This is a genomic window from Halomonas sp. Mc5H-6 (assembly GCF_024124705.1).
In the GTDB taxonomy this organism is placed as follows: domain Bacteria; phylum Pseudomonadota; class Gammaproteobacteria; order Pseudomonadales; family Halomonadaceae; genus Vreelandella; species Vreelandella subterranea.
In genome coordinates this window covers 194,450-216,127 of sequence record NZ_JAMXSI010000006.1, presented here as the reverse complement: position 1 = coordinate 216,127, position 21,678 = coordinate 194,450, and the positions used below count along the sequence as shown (strand labels likewise).

25 protein-coding genes are annotated in these 21,678 nt (G+C 51.0%); 17 read left to right on the top strand and 8 right to left on the bottom strand.

The window, feature by feature from the left end:
• Nucleotides 1–14 precede the first annotated feature (14 nt).
• The 9 genes from NH395_RS11005 to NH395_RS10965 all read left to right on the top strand — a co-directional run bounded on the left by NH395_RS11005 (nucleotide 15) and on the right by NH395_RS10965 (nucleotide 9,565).
• On the top strand, nucleotides 15–905 hold the full coding sequence (locus tag NH395_RS11005) for a glycosyltransferase family 2 protein (RefSeq protein ID WP_253024755.1): 891 nt from the start codon (nucleotides 15–17) through the stop codon (nucleotides 903–905).
• Nucleotides 902–1,798, top strand: coding sequence for a glycosyltransferase family 2 protein (locus NH395_RS11000; RefSeq protein ID WP_253024753.1), 897 nt, complete (start codon nucleotides 902–904; stop codon nucleotides 1,796–1,798). The genes NH395_RS11005 and NH395_RS11000 overlap by 4 nt, the downstream gene beginning before the upstream one ends.
• Nucleotides 1,782–2,978 carry a hypothetical protein gene (locus NH395_RS10995; protein ID WP_253024751.1) on the top strand — a complete coding sequence of 399 codons (1,197 nt, stop codon included), beginning with the start codon at nucleotides 1,782–1,784 and terminating at the stop codon, nucleotides 2,976–2,978. The genes NH395_RS11000 and NH395_RS10995 overlap by 17 nt, the downstream gene beginning before the upstream one ends.
• Nucleotides 2,979–3,008: 30 nt before the next feature.
• Entirely contained in the window at nucleotides 3,009–4,415 is a 1,407-nt protein-coding gene (locus NH395_RS10990; RefSeq protein ID WP_253024749.1) for a mannose-1-phosphate guanylyltransferase/mannose-6-phosphate isomerase, read from the top strand.
• Nucleotides 4,416–4,423: 8 nt separating this feature from the next.
• On the top strand, nucleotides 4,424–5,179 hold the full coding sequence (locus tag NH395_RS10985; protein WP_253024747.1) for a glycosyltransferase family 2 protein: 756 nt from the start codon (nucleotides 4,424–4,426) through the stop codon (nucleotides 5,177–5,179).
• A gap of 70 nt (nucleotides 5,180–5,249) precedes the next feature.
• On the top strand, nucleotides 5,250–5,588 hold the full coding sequence (locus NH395_RS10980; protein WP_366065689.1) for a UDP binding domain-containing protein: 339 nt from the start codon (nucleotides 5,250–5,252) through the stop codon (nucleotides 5,586–5,588).
• 39 nt (nucleotides 5,589–5,627) lie between these two features.
• The gene (locus tag NH395_RS10975) at nucleotides 5,628–6,902 is read left to right on the top strand and encodes an exopolysaccharide biosynthesis polyprenyl glycosylphosphotransferase (protein WP_253024745.1); all 1,275 of its coding nucleotides are present in this window, start codon (nucleotides 5,628–5,630) and stop codon (nucleotides 6,900–6,902) included.
• 447 nt (nucleotides 6,903–7,349) lie between these two features.
• Complete coding sequence (locus NH395_RS10970) at nucleotides 7,350–8,663, top strand: O-antigen ligase family protein (RefSeq protein ID WP_253024732.1); 1,314 nt, start codon at nucleotides 7,350–7,352, stop codon at nucleotides 8,661–8,663.
• Nucleotides 8,660–9,565 (top strand): glycosyltransferase family 8 protein, encoded by a 906-nt coding sequence (locus tag NH395_RS10965; RefSeq protein ID WP_253024730.1) that lies wholly within the window; start codon nucleotides 8,660–8,662, stop codon nucleotides 9,563–9,565. Before NH395_RS10970 ends, NH395_RS10965 begins: the two co-directional genes overlap by 4 nt.
• Before the next feature lie 81 nt (nucleotides 9,566–9,646).
• Here the strand turns inward: NH395_RS10965 and NH395_RS10960 are convergent, their stop codons facing one another.
• Both NH395_RS10960 and NH395_RS10955 read right to left on the bottom strand, forming a co-directional pair.
• Nucleotides 9,647–9,958 (bottom strand): AzlD domain-containing protein, encoded by a 312-nt coding sequence (locus NH395_RS10960; RefSeq protein ID WP_253024728.1) that lies wholly within the window; start codon nucleotides 9,956–9,958, stop codon nucleotides 9,647–9,649.
• Entirely contained in the window at nucleotides 9,955–10,677 is a 723-nt protein-coding gene (locus NH395_RS10955; protein WP_253024726.1) for an AzlC family ABC transporter permease, read from the bottom strand. The genes NH395_RS10960 and NH395_RS10955 overlap by 4 nt, the downstream gene beginning before the upstream one ends.
• A gap of 171 nt (nucleotides 10,678–10,848) precedes the next feature.
• Between NH395_RS10955 and NH395_RS10950 the strand changes: the two genes are divergently transcribed.
• The 7 genes from NH395_RS10950 (at nucleotide 10,849) to NH395_RS10920 (ending at nucleotide 17,182) form a co-directional block, all read left to right on the top strand.
• On the top strand, nucleotides 10,849–11,985 hold the full coding sequence (locus NH395_RS10950; protein WP_253024724.1) for a C4-dicarboxylate TRAP transporter substrate-binding protein: 1,137 nt from the start codon (nucleotides 10,849–10,851) through the stop codon (nucleotides 11,983–11,985).
• Between the two features lie 61 nt (nucleotides 11,986–12,046).
• Nucleotides 12,047–12,676, top strand: coding sequence for a TetR/AcrR family transcriptional regulator (locus NH395_RS10945; RefSeq protein WP_253024722.1), 630 nt, complete (start codon nucleotides 12,047–12,049; stop codon nucleotides 12,674–12,676).
• On the top strand, nucleotides 12,673–13,173 hold the full coding sequence (locus NH395_RS10940) for a TRAP transporter small permease (protein ID WP_253024720.1): 501 nt from the start codon (nucleotides 12,673–12,675) through the stop codon (nucleotides 13,171–13,173). The genes NH395_RS10945 and NH395_RS10940 overlap by 4 nt, the downstream gene beginning before the upstream one ends.
• 10 nt (nucleotides 13,174–13,183) lie before the next feature.
• Nucleotides 13,184–14,491 (top strand): TRAP transporter large permease subunit, encoded by a 1,308-nt coding sequence (locus NH395_RS10935; protein ID WP_085918917.1) that lies wholly within the window; start codon nucleotides 13,184–13,186, stop codon nucleotides 14,489–14,491.
• Nucleotides 14,492–14,517: 26 nt separating this feature from the next.
• Nucleotides 14,518–15,744: an amidohydrolase family protein gene (locus tag NH395_RS10930; RefSeq protein WP_253024718.1), complete on the top strand. Its 1,227-nt coding sequence runs from the start codon at nucleotides 14,518–14,520 to the stop codon at nucleotides 15,742–15,744.
• A gap of 324 nt (nucleotides 15,745–16,068) precedes the next feature.
• A complete protein-coding gene (locus tag NH395_RS10925) occupies nucleotides 16,069–16,647 on the top strand; it encodes a helix-turn-helix transcriptional regulator (RefSeq protein ID WP_253024716.1) in 579 nt (192 codons plus the stop codon).
• The gene (locus NH395_RS10920; protein ID WP_253024714.1) at nucleotides 16,640–17,182 is read left to right on the top strand and encodes a HipA N-terminal domain-containing protein; all 543 of its coding nucleotides are present in this window, start codon (nucleotides 16,640–16,642) and stop codon (nucleotides 17,180–17,182) included. The genes NH395_RS10925 and NH395_RS10920 overlap by 8 nt, the downstream gene beginning before the upstream one ends.
• A 385-nt stretch (nucleotides 17,183–17,567) precedes the next feature.
• Here the strand turns inward: NH395_RS10920 and NH395_RS10915 are convergent, their stop codons facing one another.
• Nucleotides 17,568–17,867, bottom strand: a complete 300-nt coding sequence (locus tag NH395_RS10915) for an addiction module antidote protein (protein WP_253024712.1) — start codon at nucleotides 17,865–17,867, stop codon at nucleotides 17,568–17,570.
• Nucleotides 17,864–18,163 carry a type II toxin-antitoxin system RelE/ParE family toxin gene (locus NH395_RS10910; RefSeq protein WP_253024710.1) on the bottom strand — a complete coding sequence of 100 codons (300 nt, stop codon included), beginning with the start codon at nucleotides 18,161–18,163 and terminating at the stop codon, nucleotides 17,864–17,866. Before NH395_RS10910 ends, NH395_RS10915 begins: the two co-directional genes overlap by 4 nt.
• Nucleotides 18,164–18,359: 196 nt before the next feature.
• On the opposite strand from NH395_RS10910, the gene NH395_RS10905 reads away from it, so the two are divergent.
• Nucleotides 18,360–18,593 (top strand): hypothetical protein, encoded by a 234-nt coding sequence (locus NH395_RS10905; RefSeq protein ID WP_253024708.1) that lies wholly within the window; start codon nucleotides 18,360–18,362, stop codon nucleotides 18,591–18,593.
• Nucleotides 18,594–18,704: 111 nt separating this feature from the next.
• On the opposite strand, the gene NH395_RS10900 is transcribed toward NH395_RS10905, so the two are convergent.
• The 4 genes from NH395_RS10900 to NH395_RS10885 form a co-directional block, all read right to left on the bottom strand.
• Nucleotides 18,705–19,448 (bottom strand): SDR family oxidoreductase, encoded by a 744-nt coding sequence (locus NH395_RS10900; RefSeq protein WP_253024706.1) that lies wholly within the window; start codon nucleotides 19,446–19,448, stop codon nucleotides 18,705–18,707.
• Between the two features lie 89 nt (nucleotides 19,449–19,537).
• Nucleotides 19,538–19,828 (bottom strand): muconolactone Delta-isomerase, encoded by a 291-nt coding sequence (gene catC / locus NH395_RS10895; protein WP_253024704.1) that lies wholly within the window; start codon nucleotides 19,826–19,828, stop codon nucleotides 19,538–19,540.
• Nucleotides 19,829–19,870: 42 nt separating this feature from the next.
• A complete protein-coding gene (locus NH395_RS10890; protein WP_253024702.1) occupies nucleotides 19,871–20,167 on the bottom strand; it encodes a YciI family protein in 297 nt (98 codons plus the stop codon).
• 26 nt (nucleotides 20,168–20,193) lie between these two features.
• On the bottom strand, nucleotides 20,194–21,528 hold the full coding sequence (locus tag NH395_RS10885; RefSeq protein WP_253024700.1) for a TIGR00366 family protein: 1,335 nt from the start codon (nucleotides 21,526–21,528) through the stop codon (nucleotides 20,194–20,196).
• Nucleotides 21,529–21,678 lie beyond the last annotated feature (150 nt).

Below are 21,678 nucleotides of genomic sequence, written 5' to 3'. Positions count from 1 at the left end.
TTAAAGACTAACCTATGATAACTTCTAACTATTCTACCACTCGTCGCTTGACCACTGATAAACCAAGCTGCTTCGAAACCTCGACTAATGGTCCTTCAACCTCGTTCAAAACCCCCGAAGGCAAACAAAAATTTTTCGAAGGGGGGCTACGAACTCAAGGCTGGTTCAAAATAGGCAGCTATGACAAGCCTGTGATTACTGTGGTTACGGTCGTGTACAACGGTGCTCAGTTCTTGGAAGACACTATTAAGAGTGTGATCGAGCAAAGCTATGATAATGTTGAATATATTATCGTTGATGGTGGCTCAACTGATGGCACCTTAGATGTTATTAGGAAATATGAAGGTGCCATAGATTATTGGGTTAGCGAAGCTGATAAGGGTATTTATCATGCCATGAATAAGGGAATTGAGCTAGGTAGTGGCGACTGGTTTAATTTTATGAATGCAGGAGATACGTTCTTTAGTAGTGATTTGTTTTCTTGTATTATTGGACCGTCTATAAATGAATATGATTTAATTTATGGAGATTTGGTGATCATTGATGGTGGCAAGAAAAATTTACAAAGTGCTAAAAGTTTTAAATTACTTTCTTTGTTTTTCTGGAGTACTAGAGTAGCCTGCCATCAGGCAGTTTTTGTTAATAAAAATGTTATTCCCTTTTATGATACTAAATATAAATTGAAATCTGAGCTCGATTGGTATTTCAGCTTATTAGCAAATAAGGCAAAAGTTAAATATTTCAATATGCCTATATGTCAGTATTTGGCAGGTGGTGTTTCTGAACAAAATTTCTCTATTGAAATGAAGGAGACGGTTGCAGTTTTGTTTAGAAGAAATCCCTTTTTAGTTTTTCTTCATTTCCCAGTTTTTAGCTATAAAATTTTTAGAAGGATTTTTTTGTGATAAGTTTTATAATGATGGCTAAGAATGAAAAAGACAGGATAAAATATGCCATTGATGGCATATTAGAGAGTGGCTTTGAAGACTTTGAATTGATAGTAATTGATGATCATTCAGAAGATGATACATATAATATAGTTAAAAGTTACGCTGCTGTAGATAAAAGAATAAAGCTCTATAAAAATAAATATATCGGTAAGGTCGAAGGGACTAACTACGGGTATGAATTGAGTTCCGGAGACCTGGTAAAATGCATTGATGCTGATGATATTTTGGATAGCCAGTTTTTTGATTGTCTCCAGGACATAATGCCTGGTTGTTCCCATTGCCATGCTGCTAACATCGTATCTAATAATCTAGACTACATTGCAAAGTATAATGTTAATCATGGCATTGTTGATCTAAACTTTGAGGAAGTTACTTCAAGGTTAGTTAGTTTACCAAAGTGGTGCTGGACTTTCAGTAGAGAGGTTGCTGATAAAATCTTTCCCCTACCTAGCGATATGCCTATTGAAGATATTTGGATGTCGATAAGAGCTAAGCAATATTCAGAGAAAATCCTGGTTACTGATAAGCCGCTCTATTTATATCGTCAACATAAAGGTCAAGATTATGGGGGTATTCTGAATTATGGCTTTGATGTGGTTGAGCTACGTGCTTGGAGATCAATTAAGACCATACAACTCCTTGAGTTGATGAACGAGTATAGCTATATTGACTTTTCTTACCTTAAGAATTATCTAAATTTGTGCGTTAGTAGAGCTAGCCTTAAAGCTATTTTGTTTAGCGATCTAGTTTTAAGAGATAAAGCAAAATTGGTTCTTATCTTGCACTTTCCAAGCGCTGCATCCGTTTTTACTAAGATAAAGTGGTGGTTCGATGGACGATGTCAGTAATAAAAAAAATAAGTTAATCCCACTTCTTTTTCTCACCAGCTTTTTTTTTGTTTTTATAAGTTACGATTTTTATCATGTCAGAGTTTCTGACTTAATGCTTCTTGCGATAACCCCAGTTATTTTCTTTAGAAGTTTTAGAAAATCGCTTTTCTTTTTTTCATTCTTGTTTTTGTCAATTTTTGTTTTTTCAGATTTAATAACTCTTTATTGTGGGGGCGGGTCTTTAGGAACTGATGTTATTTTTTATTATAAATACATCACTATATTTATTATTTTTTTCGCTACAACCATAATGTTTTCTGAACGCAATTATTTTTATTTTTATGCAAAAGCTTTTGTCTTTTTGATGTGTGTGCTCGTGCTCTGGGTCATCTATTCAAAGTGGTTTTCAGGTGGGGCTTATTTAGATAGTAATGGTAGGCCGAGTTTTCCTTTCTCTAGGGATTTCCGAACTTCTGATGCACACCTTTACTCTGCTATCCTTGGCCTGGGTTTTATTTTTTATTACCTTTACTGTAGGAGGTATTTAAAATATTATGTAGTTTACGATGTTTTTTTCTTTTTCACATTTCCTATATCTCTTTTAGCTACTGGTAGTAGATCTGGTATTGCAGCCGTTTTATTTTTCTCAGCTTTTTTTTGTTTTTTATTATTTGTCAGATTTATTTTTAGCTTTAAGCTTCGGCGTAATTATTTGGTTATTCTTTTTCTAAGCTTTGTGTTGGCATTAATTGTATTTAATTTTCTTGTAAGTTACGGGGGTGTGTATAGGGCTTTAAATTTTAATTTTTTATCTGATGAAAGTTCTAGTATAAGATATTTGTTTCTCTTATCTGCTATTGAGACTGCTTCTGAAAATGGTTATTTATTTGGTGCAGGCATACTAGGTTCTAGCGGATATTTTTATGATGGCATTATATCAATACTAGTTGCTCATGGTGGTTTTCTTGCTTTTTCAGTTTTTGTTTTCATGATCAGTTATTATGTTTTTTTATCATTTGGCCTATGTAGTGTTTCTTTTTATTCTAGAGCTTTATTAGTTTCTTTTGTTCTTTCTTTTGTTTTTTTGAATATCATCACTGAGTACATATATGTTACGCGTGGTGCTATACCAATGATTTCTATGGTTGTCTTTTCTTGGTATCACACCAAAAATAATAGTAAAATATTATTAATATAGTGTTGGTTTTTTTTAATCTATGAGGGTTTTATGCTTCTTCCGCTTATAATTGCTGGAGGTACTGGTTCACGACTGTGGCCTTTGTCTCGTCAGCAAAATCCCAAGCAGTTTCTGAAGCTTTGCGGCAATAGTACGCTGTTGCAGCAAACTTTGTCGCGTCTGAATGGGCTTGATATTGCCTCTTCGGCGATCATTTGCAACGAAGATCACCGTTTTATGGTTGCCGAGCAGTTGCGACAGTTGGCGGTTTCTAATGCAAGTATTATATTGGAACCCGTTGGGCGTAACACCGCTCCAGCAATCGCACTCGCTGCCCTGAATGCGGCCGTAAACGGGGAAGATCCCGTGCTTCTGGTGTTGGCGGCTGATCATTACATTGCTGATGATGACGCGTTTCAGCAAGCGCTTCAGGCTGCGGAGGTGCTAGCGCTCAAAAACAAACTTGTGACATTTGGCATTGTGCCTACTCATGCTGAAACCGGCTATGGCTACATTCAAAGAGGGGCATCACTCCCAGACCAGGGCTTTGAGGTAGCGCGGTTCGTTGAAAAACCTGATTCTAGTACTGCCAAAGGTTATTTGGACGCTGGTGATTACTACTGGAACAGTGGCATGTTTATGTTCAAGGCGAGTGTTTACTTGCAAGCACTACGCGAATATCGGCCAGACATTTTAGATGCCTGTACCCGTGCATTTGAAGGGGGCAGCCATGACATGGATTTTGTGCGGGTAGATGAAGCTGCGTTTGCTGATTGCCCGGAAGAGTCGGTTGACTATGCTGTGATGGAAAACACGACTGATGCGGCTGTGATTCCGCTTGATGCGGGTTGGAGTGATATAGGTTCTTGGTCAGCCCTGTGGGAGATAGGTGATAAAGACTCCCAAGGTAATGTCTGTAAAGGTGATGTGTTACCCGTCAACACCCAGAACAGTCTGATCTATGCCGATCATAAGCTAGTGGCCACAGTCGGCGTGCAAGATCTGATTGTTGTCGAAACCAAGGATGCTGTGTTGGTTCTACATAAAGACAACGTTCAGGATGTTAAAAAGGTTGTTGAGACAATCAAAAACGATGGCCGTCATGAGCATATGAACCATCGAGAGGTGTACCGCCCTTGGGGTGTGTATGACTCGATCGATAAAGGTAATCGTTATCAGGTAAAGCGCATAACGGTTAAACCCGGTGCTAAGCTTTCGGTGCAGATGCACCATCATCGTGCTGAGCACTGGGTTGTCGTAAGCGGTACTGCAAAAGTGACCAAGGGCGATAAAACCTTTCTAGTGACTGAAAATGAATCTACCTTTATTTCTGTTGGTGAGGTTCATGCACTAGAAAATCCAGGTAAAATTCCGCTGGAGTTGATTGAAGTACAGTCAGGTAGTTATTTGGATGAAGATGATATCCTGAGATTTGAAGATAATTATGGCCGTCGATAGGGTGTTACTTGAAAATATCTATCATTACCGTCTGCTTTAATAGTGAGTTAACCATCCGGCATGCTATAGAGTCTGTCTTGGAACAATCCCACGCTGATGTTGAGTTTATCATCATTGATGGAATGTCAAATGATAAAACCATGGCAATAATAAATGGATATAAAAATAAAATTAATATTGTTATCTCAGAGCCTGATGAAGGTATCTATGATGCGATGAATAAAGGAGTGAAGTTAGCTACTGGAGACATTGTTGGAATACTAAATTCTGATGATTTTTATCTCCATGACAATGTGTTGAATGAAGTTAATAGTGAATTTGAAAGTGATAAAAAGATTGATGTCTTACTAGGTGATGTGGATTTTGTTGATGCTTCCGATCTTGAGAAATCTGTCAGACGTTATTGTGTGGGTGGTTTTAAGCCTTGGATGCTTAGGTTTGGCCTAATGCCACCGCATCCTGCTGTATTTGTACGCAGGTCAGCTTACGATAGAGTTGGCCTATATAAAAATAATTATCAGATTGCTGCAGACTTCGATTTTTTAACTCGATTATTACTTGTAGATTGTGCAGCTTACCTATCAAGTAATAAACTCTGGGTGCGAATGAGGACAGGTGGGGCTAGTACAAATGGTTTTAAAAGCAATTTGTTGGCAACTAAAGAGCTACAGCGATCTTTGAAAGAAAATAATGTGTACTCTAATTATTTTATGCTGCTTTTAAGGCTTCCCTATAAGTTTTTTCGTCAAGTCGTTTTTAAGTAACTTTTAAAGTTTTGGTTGACTGCTAATTGTTTGACCTGAGGCCTTGCGTTCATACCTAAATAGCGATGATATGCGTGAAGCACCCAGCCGTGTGTTGATGGAATCGCTCTGGCAGGCGGGCGCTAACGTCCAGGCCTACGATCCTGAGGCCATGGAGGAGAACCAACACCTTTATGCTAACCGTGAAGATCTCAGTCTGTGTAGCACAAAAGAGGATGCGCCAAGAGGCGCTGGTGCGTTGGTGATCGTCTCCGAGTGGCAAAGCTTCCGTGCACCTTACTTGGCGATGATTCAGCAGCAGCTTCGCGAGCCGTTCATTTTTGATGGTCGCAATATGTTTGATCCTGTACGGTTACCGCAAAAGGGCTTTGTGTACTATTCCGTAGGGCGCCAAGCAGTAGGCACGTAGTTGCCGTTATGATGATAATGATGGAAGTGATGGTAACCCATGAAGCGTGAGTATCAACGGCGTCATTCTCGGTGGTATGAAGTACTGCTATTAAGCCTGACGTTTCACCTTGTTGTAGGTATGTCGCTTGCCCTGTTACTACCTAGCCTGGAGCGCTGGGAGTGGGGGTTCTGGCAGTATATGCCGGATGTACGCAGTAATACGCTCATTGCCATTGGGCTGGCGTTTACGGCTTCGGCATTAACGCTTAGGCGTATGTCGCGGTTCCCGGGGGCGCAGCTGGGGGCCAATATCATGCCGACGGTTTCGATCGCGTTTTTGCTGGTCGTGGCCGTGCTGTTTTTTACCCGGGAGGGCTATACCCGCCAAGTGATGCTGAGTGGTTACCTGGTTAGCCTGGCCTGGTTTTACCTGGGCTATTTTTTGGGTCGGCGGTTTCGCAAGCTAAAGTTTGCCGTGGTGCCCTTTGGGGATGCTTCGCGGCTTAGTGGTAACGCCAATGTCGATTTAAGGGTTTTGGAAGCGCCGGAAATGAAAGGGCTACGGGTTGATGGCGTTGTGGCGGATTTACGCGCGCAAGACTTGCCGCCCGAGTGGGAGAAGTTTCTCGCCACCTGTACCTTGTGTCACATACCTGTTTATCACTACCGGCAAATTTCCGAGACGATTTCGGGCCGTGTGCAGATCGACCGTCTCTCGGAAAACGAATTTGGTAGCCTGCTGCCGCCATTATTTTACGTTGGCTTCAAGCGCGTGATGGATTTTCTGGCTGCAGTGATATTGCTACCTTTTTTATTGCCCGTATTGCTTGGGGTGGCTTTGCTCATCAAGCGGGATAGTCCAGGCCCGGTGTTTTTTATGCAGCCCCGCGTAGGCTACCGTGGCCGCTCGTTCAACATGTTCAAATTCCGCAGTATGTACCACGATATGAGCGGTGAAGATTTTACCATTTCAGGCAATGACCCGCGCATTACGCCGCTGGGGCGTATTTTACGGCGCTATCGGTTGGATGAGTTGCCGCAGCTGTTCAACGTGCTTCGCGGCGAGATGAGCTTTATCGGCCCGCGCCCGGAGTCTGAGTCGCTTTCTGAATGGTATGAGCAGGATGTGCCTTTCTTCAGCTATCGCCATGTCGTGCGGCCAGGCATTACCGGCTGGGCCCAGGTAGAGCAGGGCTATGCGGCTGAAGTGGAGGGTATGACACGCAAGCTGCAATACGATTTTTATTACATCAAGCACTGTTCGCTATGGCTGGATGTACTGATTGTGCTTAAGACGGTGCGTATTTTATGCACTGGTTTTGGATCACGGTAGTTGCTGATCGCCCAATGAATTGGGCTCTTACAACTCCCTCGGCCTAGCTCTTCAGGCGATGGTTATGGTTACTGATCGCTCAACAAGTTGTGCTCTTACGAGATCCTCTGTATTGGGTCTTGGTGGGTGCAGAGCTTGTTGGGCGTTTTTTGTTCTAAGGGTTTGGTAAATGCTGACCGCACAACGAATTTAGCTACTAAGGGGCGGGTGACGTCGTATGAGTGAATTTGGTATATCAACCAGCTTTGGTTGATTGAAAACCAGTCTCACCTACCTGGGGCCGTGTTTGGGCTGTGTCCCATGTGGCAATAAATTAAGAGGGTAGCAGCGTGATTTCTGGTATCCTACGCCCCCTAAAATGAACGCCTGATGGCACCTGATGAGGCTCGAACGATCCAGCAGGTTCATCTGGACGAACGAATAGCTTAATCAGGGGTAGCTTGGTAGATGCAAAGTAGTCGGGAAGAGCCGAAAAACGGGTGGATGGCTAAAAACCATGCCGTGGGGTGGGTTGCGTTAACCATCTACGCATTTGCGTGGCTGATTAACTTTGACGTTTCTCGTGCGGCGGAATCCGTTTTCATCCTGTGTTTCGTTATTGCATGGTTCAAGGAGCCTGATCCTGCCCTTAAATGGAACAAGGTATTCCTCCTGCTGATGGCGTTCGTGGCTCTCCAGGTAGGTGTGTATTTCTTTGCGGTTGACCGTTTCCCCGATGTGGCGGATGGCCAGGTAAAGGCGGCACGCCATATGACCAAGCTTTTCTTGTGTATTGCCGTGGCTTGGTGGCTTCGTGGGTCCGTGAATGCTGCCAAGTACTTGCTGCTGGTCTTTATAGCCGGGATTCTTGTTTCGCTGGTGTTGAACTCAAGCGTTGACGCATGGCGCGCGGGCCTGTCAGGCAGCCGTGTTGATTTCGGTTATACCAACGCGCAACACATTGCCTTTTACTTTGGTCTGTTGCTCATCATGGGGGCGGGGTGGCTTTTCAAATGCATAGGTACAGGCGACGCCAAGTATGAATGGGGAGCCGCACTTGCCTTGACGGTACTCGGTGTTGCGGGGGGCGTCGTGACGCAAACTCGGGCTGTCTGGTTGGCGCTGGGCCTGATATTTTTAGGTTTGATGGTCGTGGGCCTGCTGTGTCTACTCAAGCATAGGCGGTCATTGCCACGCTCAAAGCTGCTTTTGTCATGTGTCGTTGCGGTTGGCGTATTGGCGTTGTCGGTGAGCACGATAGCGCCTGTAATTGAAAAACGGTTCCTACAAGAACAGGAAGTAATGGAGGCTCTTGCGGCAGGAAAAATGGTGGATGTTCCCTTCACCAGTATCGGCATACGAGTGCATACTTGGTCGTACGCCTTGGACAAGATTCAGGAAAGGCCTCTGACGGGTTGGGGGGCCAAGAGTCGGGGTGCGCTCATTGATGAAGGTCCTTTCCCCGATTGGTTGAAAGTTAGGTTTGGTCATTTTCATAATTCTTACTTGGAATTGCTCCTGGCTTATGGCGTATTAGGCTTGGCGGCCATTGCCATTCTGACCGCGATGATTCTGAAAGGCACGGTGGCGTTGCTTGCTACACCTCACAGGCACTGGGGCATGGGGCTACTTATCTCGTGGGCGTTTTTCTTTATCATTAACGTGTTTGAGTCCTATCTGATTTTTAATTCCGGCATGTATTTCTTCATCGTTGTCGGTGGGGTGGGGATGTCTTTTTATCTGTTTGGTAAAAATGCAAATACCGGTACGATAACCCGATGAATATCGTTCTGAGTGCAGATGAATCCTATGCGCGGTACGGCGCCGTGGTGATGGCTTCGATTATCGACAATGCGGTCGATCCGAGCCAGGTCCGCTTTTTTATGCTGACACCGGACATGGGAGAAGAAACCAAACACCGTTTGCATGCTTTCGTGGAAGATAGCGGTGCAGGCATCGATATCATTGATGTCGATGTTCAGACGCTGAAGGGGCTCAAGGTCGGCCGATTCGGCCCTGCTGCCTTGCTCCGGCTGCTAATGCACCGTTACCTGCCTGATGACTGCGCACGCGTCATCTATCTTGACTGTGATGTACTGGTTCGCAGTGACCTTTCCGCGTTATGGGCGATGCCGCTTCATGGCCATGCCGCCGCCGCCGCCATGGATATATGCAATACGTCCATCAGCGCGACACGACCGAACCCGGACGACTACTTTAATTCCGGGGTTATGCTCATCGACCTGGCGGCATGGCGCAGTCGACACGTGGGGGAGCGGGCGCTGGCATACCTTGAGCAGAATGGGGACAACGCCTGGTATCCCGACCAGGATGCCTTGAATCACGTGTTGGCCAAAGACTGTTATCAGTTGCCACCGGAGTGGAACTTTCAGCCAACCGCCTATAGGGCGGTTAAAAGGCATTATCCGCATCTGTACAAGCACCAGGCCTCACTTGAAACGGCTGTTCGCGACCCGCGGATCGTACACTTTATCGGCGCTGTTAAACCTTGGCACCCAACATGTGTTCATCCGTTCCAGGAAGATTTCATCGCTTATTCAAGCCATACCCCATGGCCCATCGATAGAAAGACACTGATGTCGTCATTATCCTGGCCCGAGCGAATGCGTCGGGTGCTCAAGCAGCTCAAGGTTCGACGACGTCGTCGGCTGACGGCTTCCTAGTTGCTGCGCTGAGCTCACTCCGGAAGCGGCAAGGTGGCTGTTTTCCGAATGGCGCTCGGCATTGGCCCATACCCGAGCCTATCAGGAAAACCACCACCGCCAGGATGCCGCGCAGGTTATCCCCACCGCGATTGACACAAGTGGACTCCGCAGGCCAATGGCTACCGCCCCGGCGGCCACGGCCGCAAGCCTAGCACCACCGTCTCCATGCACGATCATGGGCGTTATCACGGCAATCAGTACCGAACTGGACATGGCGTCGACGAAGCGCCGTACCAGGGGGCTTAAAGGCACGGTGGCCATGATCAACAGCCCCAGAACCCTGGAGCCGTAGGCGATCAGGGCCATTAATGAGATCGCCAATAACGATTGCCAGATTTGCAGCGAACTCATGAGCTGGCGCCCCTGAACCAGCGCCCGGGCAACAGTACGGCGACCACTCCTCCCGTCAGGGCACCTAACATCACGTGCAGATAGGGTGGCAGCCACCAGTACGCCATCATGGCGCTGATGGCGGCAGCCAGCCAGGGGACGGCCATGATCGCCCGGGGCTTTCCTCCTACCACGATCATGAGCAGAAAGCAGAGCATGATCACGTCAAGACCGAACCGTTCTGGCTCGGTGATGCCGCCACCAAAGACCAGCCCGATGGCGGTGCCTATCACCCAGGCGCCCCATAGGGCGATCCCTCCCCCCAGCAGCACCCCCAGGTTACGCTCCCCCCGGTGATATTCCCCCAGGGCCATGGCCCAGTTCGAGTCGGTGAGCAGGATCACCATGGCGAATTGCTGACGTCGCGGCAGTGGTTTGAGCCAGGGGTAGAGCGCTGCACTCATCAGCATATGCCGGGTATGGATGGCCAGGGTGATCGCGGCCAACGCCAGCAGGGGCAGGGGCGAGTGCCACAGCTCCAGGGCCGCAAACTGCGAGGGGGCGGCAAATACAAAAAGGCTCATCAGCATTGCTTCCCAATCGGCGAGCCCCTGATGCACGGCCGCGACGCCGAACGCCAAGCCAAACGCCACCGTGAAAGCGGCCAGCGGCAGCATCAGGCGTATCCCTTTCCAGGTGCCCGCTCTATCGAGCCGAGTCGGGTTTTCCTTTGAATTCATCGCGTAACCTTTCTCAAAACGGCAGGCCACTATAAAACAAACAGACCTGCTTGTTTTTTTGTTTCTTGAAGTCTACATTGAATAGCGTGCACTCGCCAATCCGCTAGGTGCCACCTTTATGCAGCAGGATAATAGCAACAAACTGTCGATTAACTCGGCCGGGGAAACTGTATGAACGTTACTCGCAATACGCTACCGCTTGTCGTTGCCGCTCTGGCGCTGCCTGCCTTCGTGGCTTCGGCACACGCATCGACCTCCTTCATTGCCAATTCCTTCTATGACCAGCAGCACCCTTTCTCTCGCTATGGTTACATCGAGTGGGCTGAGACGGTGAAAGAGCTTTCCGATGGTGAACTTCAACCCGAGGTGTATACCGGGACGGTGCTGCTGGCCCCCCGTGCCAGCCTGCAGGGGATCCAAGACAACATTGCCCAAGTCGCTCACCATGCGGCTATTTACACGCCTTCCGAAATGCCGGTGGCCAATGCCGTGCAGGAACTGGGGTTCAACTACTCTGATCCGTTGATCAGTATTCTGGCCGTTACCGACTTCAGCCTGAACAATCCCACGCAACTTGCCGAGTGGGAAGAATTGGGTATCGTCTACCTGGGCGCCTACAACACGCCGCCCTATGTGTTGATGTGCCGCGAACCCGTTCGCAACCTTGAGGAACTGAGTGGCAAGCGTATCCGCACGGCCGGTTCTACGGTGTCTGCGTGGGTCGAGGAAGCAGGGGGCACGCCGGTCAACGTGCCTTCCAGCGAGATGTACAGCGGTCTCGACCGCGGCTCACTGGATTGTGCGACTAATGCGGTCAACGATCTGGTGGATCGCTCGCTGTGGGAGGTCGCCGAACATACCACTCTTCTGCCTACCGGTATGTACTGGTCCGGCCCTCAGTGGGGCTTCAACGCGGGTTTCTGGGCCGACCTCAGCGATGAGCAGCGTGAGGTTTTCAAGGAAGCAAGCGCCAAGGCCATGACGCGCATGGTGGTTCAATACATCGGCGCGGCTGAAGCCGCCATGGAAGAGGCCGAGTCCAACGGCAACAATATTTACGAGCCGGAAGACGACCTGATGGCGTCGGTGGAAACGTTCCGCGATGAAGCGCTGGAAAATGTCTATGACAAGGCCCGTGATCAATACGGTGTCGAAGACCCGGAAGCGCTGATCGATGACTTCCTGGCGACCTATGACAAGTGGGAAGCCTTGATCAGTGAGGTTGACCGCGAGGACGAAGAGGCGCTAGCGGAATTGGCCATGGAAGAAATCTTCGACAAACTTCCTGCAGACTACGGTATTTATTAATCCTCAAGCCGCATGGCCGCCTCCGTGAGGCGGCCATGGCCGAGATAGGGAAGGGTTCGCCATGACAAAGCGACAGAACCAGGAAGAACGCTCACACCAAACCCAGACCCGGGTCACGCAGGCAACGATCGAATGCATTCTTGCCAAGGGCATTCGTGCGACCTCGACCGTTGACGTTGCGCGTCAGGCCGGGGTTTCTCGCGGTGCGTTGGTTCATCACTACCCCTCCAAGACGTTATTGATGCAGGCTGCGCTCGAGGATTTGCTCAACCGCGAGGTTGAAAGCGTGCGGGAGATGGCGCTGGGTGTCAGCGAAGGCAGGATGAACTTCGATAGCCTGTTGAAAGCCTTGCATGAGCATTTCAAGGGGGACATGTACATGGTGACCCTGGAGTTCCTCACCAATGCGCGCACCGATCCCGACATCATGAGTGCACTGGTGCCGCTTGCCGCAAGGTTCAATGACTCGTTGGAGAAGATCTGGGAGCAGTTGGTTTCCAGCTCGGAACACACGTCACATCAGAACCGGGTCGCCCTCAATGCCACGCTGTGCATGATGCGCGGCATGGGGGCTCAGAGCATATGGCGTGATGACCCTGAGCTCTACAGGGACATGCTGGTTTTCTGGAAAGAGACGCTTCTGAAACTGGGGTTTTCTGCCTCGGATTCGGCGAGGAGTGAACCCGCATGATCATCAAGCGCTTCGAGTCTTTGAGCCACTGGTTTGCCAAAAGCGCCCTGGTGCTGGCAACGCTCTTCCTGATACTGATGGCGTTGCATGTCTCGCTGGACGTAGCGCTTCGATACGTGTTCGGGAAGTCGTTCGCGGGGACGCTGGAATTTGTTTCTTTCTATTACATGGTCGCGGTGGTCTTCCTGCCACTGGCCTATGTCGAGCTCCAGCAGGAGCACATCAGTGTCGATGTACTGGCCGGAAGACTCCCTCCTTCCTTGCAGCTAGTGCTTTACCTGTTTGCCAGTTCGCTCGGCCTGATCTATTTCGGCATGCTTTGCTACAAGAGCTACCTCGATGCTTTAGAGGCCACAATACGACTGGAAACTGCCATGGCGAATTTCCAGTTCTATCTTTGGCCTAGCCGCTGGGCGTTACCGGTTGGCTTTGCCGCCATGTGCCTGGCCATCATCGCCAATATGATCAAGGCGCTGCGTCTACGCCGAGCCCTGTAGGAGTACCCCCATGAGTAATATCGAAATAGGCGTGGCAGGTATTGCCATCGCCTTGGCCCTGATCGCCCTGCGTGTGCCCATTGGCATCGCCCTGGGACTTGTGTCGATCATCGGCATCAGTGAATTGACCAACATGCGGGTGGCCTGGGGCATGATTTCTGCCACGCCGTTCGACTTTGCGGGCACCTGGGAACTGACGGCCGCGCCCATGTTCCTGTTCATGGGCTATTTGTGTACCAGCACCCGCATGACCCAGGGGCTGTTCCATGCCATGCGGCTTTATCTGGCTCGGTTGCCTGGTGGTTTGGCCGTCTCCAGTGTGATGGCATCTGCCTTCTTTGCTGCCGCCTCTGGCTCCAGCGTTGCAACGTCGGCGGCCATGTCGCGCATTGCCGTCCCCGAGATGCTCAAGCACCACTACGACAAAGGGCTGGCTACAGGTACGGTGGCGGCGTCAGGCACCTTGGGCTCCTTGATTCCTCCCAGTGTGCTGCTGGTGCTCTACGGTGTTTACGCTCAGGTTTCGGTGGGCCAGCTGTTCATGGCCGGTTTTATTCCGGGGGTGCTCTCGGCGCTGCTCTATATCGCCATGATCATGGTGCGGACCAAGCTTAACCCGAGCTTGGCCGGCGACGTTGATGTGCGTTCCACCTGGGACGAGAAATGGGACGCCTTTAAAGATATCTGGCCGTTACCTCTTCTGATCGGCTCTGTGCTGGGCGGGATTTTTCTGGGTGTTTTCTCGCCTACGGAAGCTGGCGCTGTGGGCACTACCATCGCGGCCGTCATCGCCTTTGCGCGACGGTCCCTCACCATGGAGGCGATCAAGGAGGCGCTGGTCAGCACGGCGGTAAGCACTGCGAGTATCTTCATTATCCTGATTGGCTCGCTGTTTTTCACCCGCTTTCTCGCCATGAGTGGGGTGCCTGCTGCCTTCTCCGAGCTGATTCTGGGGGTCAGCACCGAGACGTGGTGGATCATTCTCGCCGTCGCGCTGATCTATCTGGTGTTGGGTATGTTCATTGACTCCATCGGCCTGTTGCTTCTCACGCTGCCGCTGATCCTGCCATTGGTCGAAGGCGCCGATCTCAACTTGATCTGGTTCGGGATTATCGTCGTCAAGCTGCTTGAAGTGGGGCTGGTGACGCCGCCTATCGGGCTGAATGTGTATGTCATCAAGGGCGCGCTGGGTAAAAGCGTCACTCTTTCGGAAGTCTTCAGGGGCGTAAGCTGGTTCATCGTCATGGACGTTATCGCTCTGTTACTGATCGTGCTGATCCCGGCACTGTCACTTTATCTCCCACAAAAAATGTTTTAACGCTCGCTCTATCAAAAGGAATTCCAATGAAATCGACTCGTTTTATTAATGCCAACGTTATTGATACGCGTAACGGTAAAGTACTTGCCAACCAGCAGGTGCGTGTACAAGAGGGCCGTATCGTTGCGGTGAGTGATGCTCCGCTGGATGGCGATGATGACCAGGTCGTCGATGTCCGTGGGCACTTCCTGATGCCGGGGCTGGTTGATTCTCATGTTCATGTGACGGCCATCACGCCCAATTTTGCCTTGCTTGAAACGCTTTCGCCGTTTTATGTCGGCGCCAAGTCGAGTGAGCTGCTGGAAGATATGCTGATGCGCGGCTTTACCACCGTGCGCGACGCCGGTGGTGCGGATTACGGCCTGGCGAAGGCGGTCGATGAAGGGGCTCTGGTCGGGCCGCGCATCATGTACGCTGGCAATGCGCTTTCCCAGACGGGCGGGCATGCCGATATGCGCGGGCCGGGGCAGCAAACCTTCGAGGGCTGCTTCTGCTGCTCTGGCCTGGGCCGGGTTTGCGACGGTGTCAGCGAAGTGCGCCGAGCTGCCCGAGACGAGATCCGCAAGGGCGCCACCCAGATCAAGATCATGGCGTCCGGCGGTGTGTCTTCGCCCACGGATCGTATCGATAGCACCCAGTTTTCCATCGAGGAAATCGACGCGATCGTCGAGGAAGCAACGGCCGCCAATATCCATACCATGGCCCATGCCTACACGGCACGCGCCATCAACCGGCTGATTCCCCGGGGCGTCAAAACCATTGAGCACGGGAACCTGATGGATGAAGAAAGCTGCCGTTTGTTCATCAAGCACGACGCCTACCTGACACCGACGCTTGCCACCTATGATGCCTTGGCAAAGGAAGGCGTTGAGGCCGGTATGGCGGAGCACTTGCAGCGCAAGGTGTTTGATGTTCTTGATGCGGGCGGTAAGGCACTGGAAATGGCACAGCGCCATGGCGTCAAGATGCTGTTCGGCACGGATTTGCTGGGCCGAATGCAGCGTCATCAGCTCAATGAATTTCATCTGCGCAAGGATGTAGTGCCAACCGACGAGTTGATCCGTACCGCCACCTGCAATGCCGCTGATGCCTTTGATTACGTTGGTGATTTTGGCGAGATTATTCCAGGCGCCCGCGGCGATATCATTGTCCTCAAGGACAATCCGTTGGATGACATCAATGTGCTGACCCAGCCGGATGAACAATTGATGCTCATCATGAAAGACGGTGCCTTCTATAAAAACACGCTGTAGCGAACGTTGTGATGTGGACTGAAGAGGCCCTGTAAGGCCTCTTTCGTCCCGTGCTGGCGACCATGCGCCTCCCGACCCTTGTCGATACAGGGCTTTTTCCGGGGGCTCGTTTTGGTGGCTTGATCCTTCCTGATCGCCCAATGAATTGGGCTCCTGCGAGACCCACCTGCATGGGGCGGGTATCTCCGATTCATGGCCCATTCGGTGTTTTTAAGTGTCCCAGCATATTCGGTTGACCTTGAGGGCAGTTGCTACAGGTAATGGGTGATCTACTTTAATAGATCAGAATTACTATTTGATATAGAAAAGTAGATCAAATGAGCTATGGAACGGAACAACTGGCCGCACAACTCAAGGCGGCACGAGAAGCTAAAGGGGTTGAGTCAGCGGGAACTGAGCGCGCTTGCCGGTGTGCCGCAGTCGCACATCTCGAAAATAGAAAATGATGCCGTTGACCTGCGCGTCTCAAGCCTTTCTTCCATCGCCCACGCGCTGAACCTGGAGTTGATGCTCGTTCCCCACAAGGCGATTCCGGCTGTCCAGTCAATCACCCGCAGCGTCGCCAGCGCGACGGTCATCAACGCGGCAACACAGCGGGAACTCGACCGCATCCGCGAGACGGTGGATGCACTCGCATCGCATGCATCCAGCGCGAGCATCGACAACCTCCAGCACCGCATCCGCGAGATCACCCGAATCCAGAGCCAGATTGACCCTGACATTCTACAAAAGGTACGGCGCATCCTTGAGTTTATCGAGTCCTCGGGCAGCAATGAGGCCGTCAATCGGGCTGTCGAAAATATCCGCTCTTTGCGCAACCAGCTCGCCCATCGAGCCTCGTCCCAAGAGACGCCGCGTGCCCCAAGACCGGCCTATCGACTAGAGGAGGATCAAGATGGCTGATGTCTCTGTCCTTGATGTCCTGCTTTATGGGGAGCCTATAGGCACTCTTACCAATGTTGGCGGAGACCGAACGATTTTTGCCTTCAACGACGCCTATATCGACAACCCTGACAGGCCAACGCTGGGGCTGGCCTTCAAGGACGAATTCGGCGAGCTGCTTACGGACTTCTGGGCCTATCAGAAGCGCGTGATGCCGTTCTTCTCGAATCTTCTACCTGAAGGCCATCTGCGTAATTACCTTTCAGAGAATGCGGGCGTAAATCCCGAGCGTGAGTTTCATCTACTTTGGGCATTCGGTCATGACCTGCCCGGTGCGGTCACGATCAAACCCGCTGATGGCGAGGCATGGCCGCCGATTGGCGGTGAGAGTACCGATGCCGATGAGACCGAAGGTGGTCGCCGTGAGCATGCCTTGCGGTTCTCGCTTGCAGGGGTGCAGCTCAACCGGCTTACGATCTTGTCTCGACCATCCCTTATATCCCCAACGACAATATGGGGCTCAGGATCAGCCGGGCTCGCGCGTTTTCCGAACTGACCAATGACGAGCTTGAGCACTTGGCAGCCAAAGCCGCCATTCCCGAAAAGCTTGTACTGGAAACGGCTCACGAGGCGGTCGCACGTTTTCACCAGCACTGGCAGGTCGAGAAACACAATCTCCCGATGACAAAGCAAGTTCGTGAGGCTATCGAGGCTCATATCAAGAGCCTCCCAATAGCGCAATAAGAAGCGACCACGATCAAGCGCGAAGCATTTTTGCCTCTGGCCAAGGGTCAGTTGGTTGGCCGGGGAAAGGAATGATGCACGTTTAGTCGCTACGCTTGTCAGGGGGTCAGACCGTCGAAAAGCGATAATCTACGGTGGCTCAATCATTGCTGATCGCTCAATGAATTGGGCTTCGAACCTCATTATCTGGCCGGGGGTTATGCCGCTGGTTTTTCGTGTGGGCGTGCTGTGAGATCGACACCCAGTGCACGCGTTACGGCGAGCATGGTTTTAAGTGTGGGATTACCTTGCTCGCTGAATGAGCGGTAAAGCTGCTCACGTGAGAGGCCTGTTTCACGGGCCAGTTCTGTCATGCCCTTGGCGCGTGCAATCACCCCCATCGCTTTTGCGATGTAAGCTGAATCGCCGGTTTCTAGGGCATCCGCGAGAAACACGGCAATCGCTTCCTCACTCTCCAAGGCCGCTGCTGGATCGTACTCATAGATTTTGTCGGTCATGACGCCTCCCACTCCAATGCTAACCGGTGCGCAGTTTCGATATCGCTTTGCTGGGTACTCTTATCGCCACCAGATAATAGAATGATGACTTCGTTGCCCCGTTGCTTGAAGTAAATACGATATCCGGGACCATGGTGGATACGTAGCTCGCTGATTCCATGCCCAATGGGTTTCACATCGCCCGGTAAGCCATTTGCCAACCGAAAGACACGTGCCGCAATCAATGCTTTAGCACGTTGATCGCGGAGTTTCCGCTCCCACTTTCGGTAAGTATCCGTTTGTTTAATATCAAGCATCGCTTTACTGTAGTTTTTGGACTACTTAGACGCAAGATAATTCAAGAGTTTTTGTGGGGATATCATTGCTGATCGCCCAATGCATAGGGTTCCTACAAACCCCCATGCACATGCGTTGGTGGTTGGCACTCAGCCCCTGTTGGAGCTCGACTTCGTCGGGCGATAGCCTTCGGTGGCTCGATCATTAAGGCTATGTTTGGCTGGTCGTCAACTTGGTTTTGGTGGTGCGATAAATGCTATCCAGGTGGGCCAGCATGGCGCGTTCGGCGGCGTCCGGGAAGCCATTCACGATATGCCGGAGTTAGTGATAGCTGCGCTATTCAATTGTGGGTTGCGCAATCAGTTTATTCAGGATAATGGAGACCTCTTGAATCCTGAGAAACCCAATATGGTGGGAGAAGCGTTCACGCTTCGTTATATTTCTCCATGAGAAGACCTTAATCCCATCACGGTTTTCCAGGATCCCCCATATCCACAACGAGCCGCTATCGAGCAGTGTTGCAGGTGCGGCCGGTAGAGTTCAGTGCTCAGGCGTTGGCGCTTAACCTACCGTGACACCACCACAGACGAAAAGCGTCTGGCCAGTGATGAATCCACTATGTTCGTCGCAGAAGAAGCTTACCGCCTGGGCGACATCTTCAGGTTGGCCCATGCGTTTTAACGGAATATTTTCGACTATACGCTGGGCACGCTCTGAATCGGGTGGATTGTTTTGCCAGAAAGCGCTGGTGGCAATAGGCCCAGGCGCAACGCAATTCACGGTAATGCCGTGTTCAGCGAGTTCCAGCGCCCATGTTCGGGCCATGGATTGCAGCGCTCCTTTAGTGGCGCTATATATGGTGCGCGCTTCTTTCCCAAGTACCACTCGGCTGGTGTTCAGAACGATGCGACCCTTACCGTTTGCCTTCATACTAGGCAATAGCGACTGCGTACAGATCAGTGCCGAACGCACGTTCAGGTGCATCAGTTTGTCGAAGTCTTCGAGTTGTGCTTCCTCAATCAGCGCCGGGGCAACAATGCCGACATTGTTGATCAGTCGTGTCACCTGAAAACGTTCGGCAATTTCCGACATGACACGGCGAGTTGCGTCGGCATCAGAAAGGTCGACTTGGTGAGAATCCGCTTGCAGGGAGTGGGCTTCGGGTTCGACGATATCCACCACGACCACGCGATAGCCATCTTGCTGTAAACGCAAGGCGATCGCCTGGCCGATGTTTCTCGCCCCGCCAGTCACTACGGCGCAGTGGCTTTGATTTGCTAGGCTTTGGGCGGTGTCTTGGCTCATTAGGGTTTCCTCGGCATAGGCATGATGATTGAGTGAGAGTGGGGGGCACGTCGGCCTCGCTGACAGGTCAGCGAGGCGATTAAGCTTTGTTATGCGTCGTCTTCACGTATTGAGGAGGGATGTCGGCATAGCGGCTTTACCTGGATATCCATGTAGGGAAACAGGGGTAAGCCGCTGATGATTTCTTGCAGTTCGGCGTTGTCATTGACGTCGAAGATGCTGACGTTGGCGTAACTGCCTGCGACTCGCCATAGATGGCGCCATTTGCCCTGGCGCTGTAGCTTCTGTGAGTAGGCTTTCTCCCTTGCCTTGATGTCAGCCACTTGCTCGGTCGGCATGTCGTTCGGGAGCTTTACTACCATTTCTACATGAAACAACATCGTCTTTCTCCAATGTATTGTCGCGACAAGGTTATGCCTGCCCTAAAGGGTGTTCTGCCGGTTCAGGTAGGCCTGCCGCCAACGCACGATCTTGACCTCGTCGAATAGCGCTGCCTGGTGGAATGGGTCACCCTCGATGAAGCGCTCCGCTTCTTCTCGGCTGTCCAGGTCGAGAAGGTAAATACCGCCTGACGCCGTTTCACCGTCATCGGAGAGCTTGGCCCCACAGGCCAGCAGAATATCCACGTTGGCATCCAGATAATCTAGATGTTCTTGACGTACCTCCAGGCGCAGGGCCTGGAGGTCGGGCTTGTCGAAGGTCTCGATCAAAAATGGCATTTGCAAACCTCTGTTAGTGAACGTGGTTAAGCACCGAGGTAGCCCCAAATCAGCATGGCGCTGCCGTAGATGATGCCCAGGTAGATCAGGATCAACACCATATAGCCCATCACATCGCGCAACTTCAAACCGGAAATGGCCAGCACCGGGAGGATCCAGAACGGCTGGATCATGTTGCTCCACTGGTCACCAATCTGTACGGCGAGCGCCGTTGCTGCTTGAGAGGCGCCGATTTCCGTAGCGGCTTGCACCATGACCGGACCCTGGACTGCCCATTGACCGCCGCCGGATGGTGCCAGCAGGTTGATGATGGCGCCGCTGATGAATGACCAGATCGGCAAGGTTTGGGCGCTGGAGATATCAACGAATGTATTCGCAAACGAAACCACCAGGCCTGAGCTCACCAGAATCCCCATGATCCCGGCGTAGAAGGGGTATTGCACGATAATACCCGAGACGATGCGAATGCCGTCAGCCAGTGCGGCCAAGTAGTTGGCGGGTGATGCAAAAAGGAGTATCCCCAGGAACAGAAAGGCGAAGTTGACAGTGTTGAGGTTCAGCGACCCCCCGTCGACTGTGTACAGCGCTATATACAGCATGCCCAGCAAGCCGATGCCGATGCCTACCACCCGGCTACGATTCAAGCGCTCGGCAATGGTGACTTTCTCGTCTCCGGGTAAGGGCGCTGCAGTCGGTTTTGCGACAGTGCTTGGGTCGATTTCCACGATGTCCTTATCCAGCTTGGGGTGCAGCCAGGCATTGAAGAAAGGCAAGGTGAGCAGAATCAGAGCGCTGGTAATCAAGAGGATGGGCGAGAAAATCGTTTCGCTTAATGGGATCAGACCGATGGCATCTTGAAGAAAATGCCCCTCCGTGGCGATCAGCAATGGGACACTACCTGATAGGCCGATGCCATAAAGGGCGAAACCCGAGTACGCCGCGGCGATCACAAGCGGGTAGTGTAAGCCTTTTACGTTGAGCGCCAGTTTCTGAGCAACGATGCCGCCTATTACCAAGCCGAAACCCCAGTTCAGCCAGCTGCCAATGCCGCCCACCAAGGTGGCGACGACAATCGCCATGAACGGTGTCTTAACGCGAGCAGCGAGGCGGTTGAGAGCACCATCCACCAAAGGCGTCTTGGCGAGGATATAGCCTGCAAGAAGGATGACCGTCATCTGCATGCTGAAGGCCAGCAGATCCCAGAAGCCGTCGCCCCAGTAGCGCACCGCATCCAGTGGGCTAGTGCCTTGCATTAGCACCGCCAGGAGCATGGTGAGTACGGTCAGGAGGATAGCGATGACTAGAGGGTCGGGCATGTACCGGTTAACGAGCCGGGTGAAGAAATTTGCCAGCGCATTCATAGGAAGCAGCCTCTTATTGTAGGTGTGTTTATCATGGTCTAATGTGTGCGTATAGCGCACACAAGTTCGTTTAGTGAGCTTATGTTTAACCTGCGAATCATTTTATTCAATGCGACATTTGTCTATGCCGCTTGAGATAAGTCGCCATTC

Excerpts from the sequence above, each read along its gene's own strand:
- NH395_RS10975 (WP_253024745.1), top strand. The coding sequence starts at position 5,628 with ATGAAGCGTGAGTATCAACGGCGTCATTCTCGGTGGTATGAAGTACTG.
- NH395_RS10885 (WP_253024700.1), bottom strand. The coding sequence starts at position 21,528 with ATGAATGCGCTGGCAAATTTCTTCACCCGGCTCGTTAACCGGTACATG.
- NH395_RS10930 (WP_253024718.1), top strand. The coding sequence starts at position 14,518 with ATGAAATCGACTCGTTTTATTAATGCCAACGTTATTGATACGCGTAAC.
- NH395_RS10950 (WP_253024724.1), top strand. The coding sequence starts at position 10,849 with ATGAACGTTACTCGCAATACGCTACCGCTTGTCGTTGCCGCTCTGGCG.
- NH395_RS10955 (WP_253024726.1), bottom strand. The coding sequence starts at position 10,677 with ATGAATTCAAAGGAAAACCCGACTCGGCTCGATAGAGCGGGCACCTGG.
- NH395_RS10915 (WP_253024712.1), bottom strand. The coding sequence starts at position 17,867 with ATGACCGACAAAATCTATGAGTACGATCCAGCAGCGGCCTTGGAGAGT.
- NH395_RS10960 (WP_253024728.1), bottom strand. The coding sequence starts at position 9,958 with ATGAGTTCGCTGCAAATCTGGCAATCGTTATTGGCGATCTCATTAATG.
- NH395_RS10945 (WP_253024722.1), top strand. The coding sequence starts at position 12,047 with ATGACAAAGCGACAGAACCAGGAAGAACGCTCACACCAAACCCAGACC.
- NH395_RS10935 (WP_085918917.1), top strand. The coding sequence starts at position 13,184 with ATGAGTAATATCGAAATAGGCGTGGCAGGTATTGCCATCGCCTTGGCC.
- NH395_RS10940 (WP_253024720.1), top strand. The coding sequence starts at position 12,673 with ATGATCATCAAGCGCTTCGAGTCTTTGAGCCACTGGTTTGCCAAAAGC.
- NH395_RS10995 (WP_253024751.1), top strand. The coding sequence starts at position 1,782 with ATGGACGATGTCAGTAATAAAAAAAATAAGTTAATCCCACTTCTTTTT.
- NH395_RS10970 (WP_253024732.1), top strand. The coding sequence starts at position 7,350 with ATGCAAAGTAGTCGGGAAGAGCCGAAAAACGGGTGGATGGCTAAAAAC.
- NH395_RS10925 (WP_253024716.1), top strand. The coding sequence starts at position 16,069 with ATGGAACGGAACAACTGGCCGCACAACTCAAGGCGGCACGAGAAGCTA.
- NH395_RS10965 (WP_253024730.1), top strand. The coding sequence starts at position 8,660 with ATGAATATCGTTCTGAGTGCAGATGAATCCTATGCGCGGTACGGCGCC.
- NH395_RS10890 (WP_253024702.1), bottom strand. The coding sequence starts at position 20,167 with ATGCCATTTTTGATCGAGACCTTCGACAAGCCCGACCTCCAGGCCCTG.
- NH395_RS11005 (WP_253024755.1), top strand. The coding sequence starts at position 15 with ATGATAACTTCTAACTATTCTACCACTCGTCGCTTGACCACTGATAAA.
- NH395_RS10910 (WP_253024710.1), bottom strand. The coding sequence starts at position 18,163 with ATGCTTGATATTAAACAAACGGATACTTACCGAAAGTGGGAGCGGAAA.
- NH395_RS10900 (WP_253024706.1), bottom strand. The coding sequence starts at position 19,448 with ATGAGCCAAGACACCGCCCAAAGCCTAGCAAATCAAAGCCACTGCGCC.
- NH395_RS10920 (WP_253024714.1), top strand. The coding sequence starts at position 16,640 with ATGGCTGATGTCTCTGTCCTTGATGTCCTGCTTTATGGGGAGCCTATA.
- NH395_RS10990 (WP_253024749.1), top strand. The coding sequence starts at position 3,009 with ATGCTTCTTCCGCTTATAATTGCTGGAGGTACTGGTTCACGACTGTGG.
- NH395_RS10980 (WP_366065689.1), top strand. The coding sequence starts at position 5,250 with ATGCGTGAAGCACCCAGCCGTGTGTTGATGGAATCGCTCTGGCAGGCG.
- catC (WP_253024704.1), bottom strand. The coding sequence starts at position 19,828 with ATGTTGTTTCATGTAGAAATGGTAGTAAAGCTCCCGAACGACATGCCG.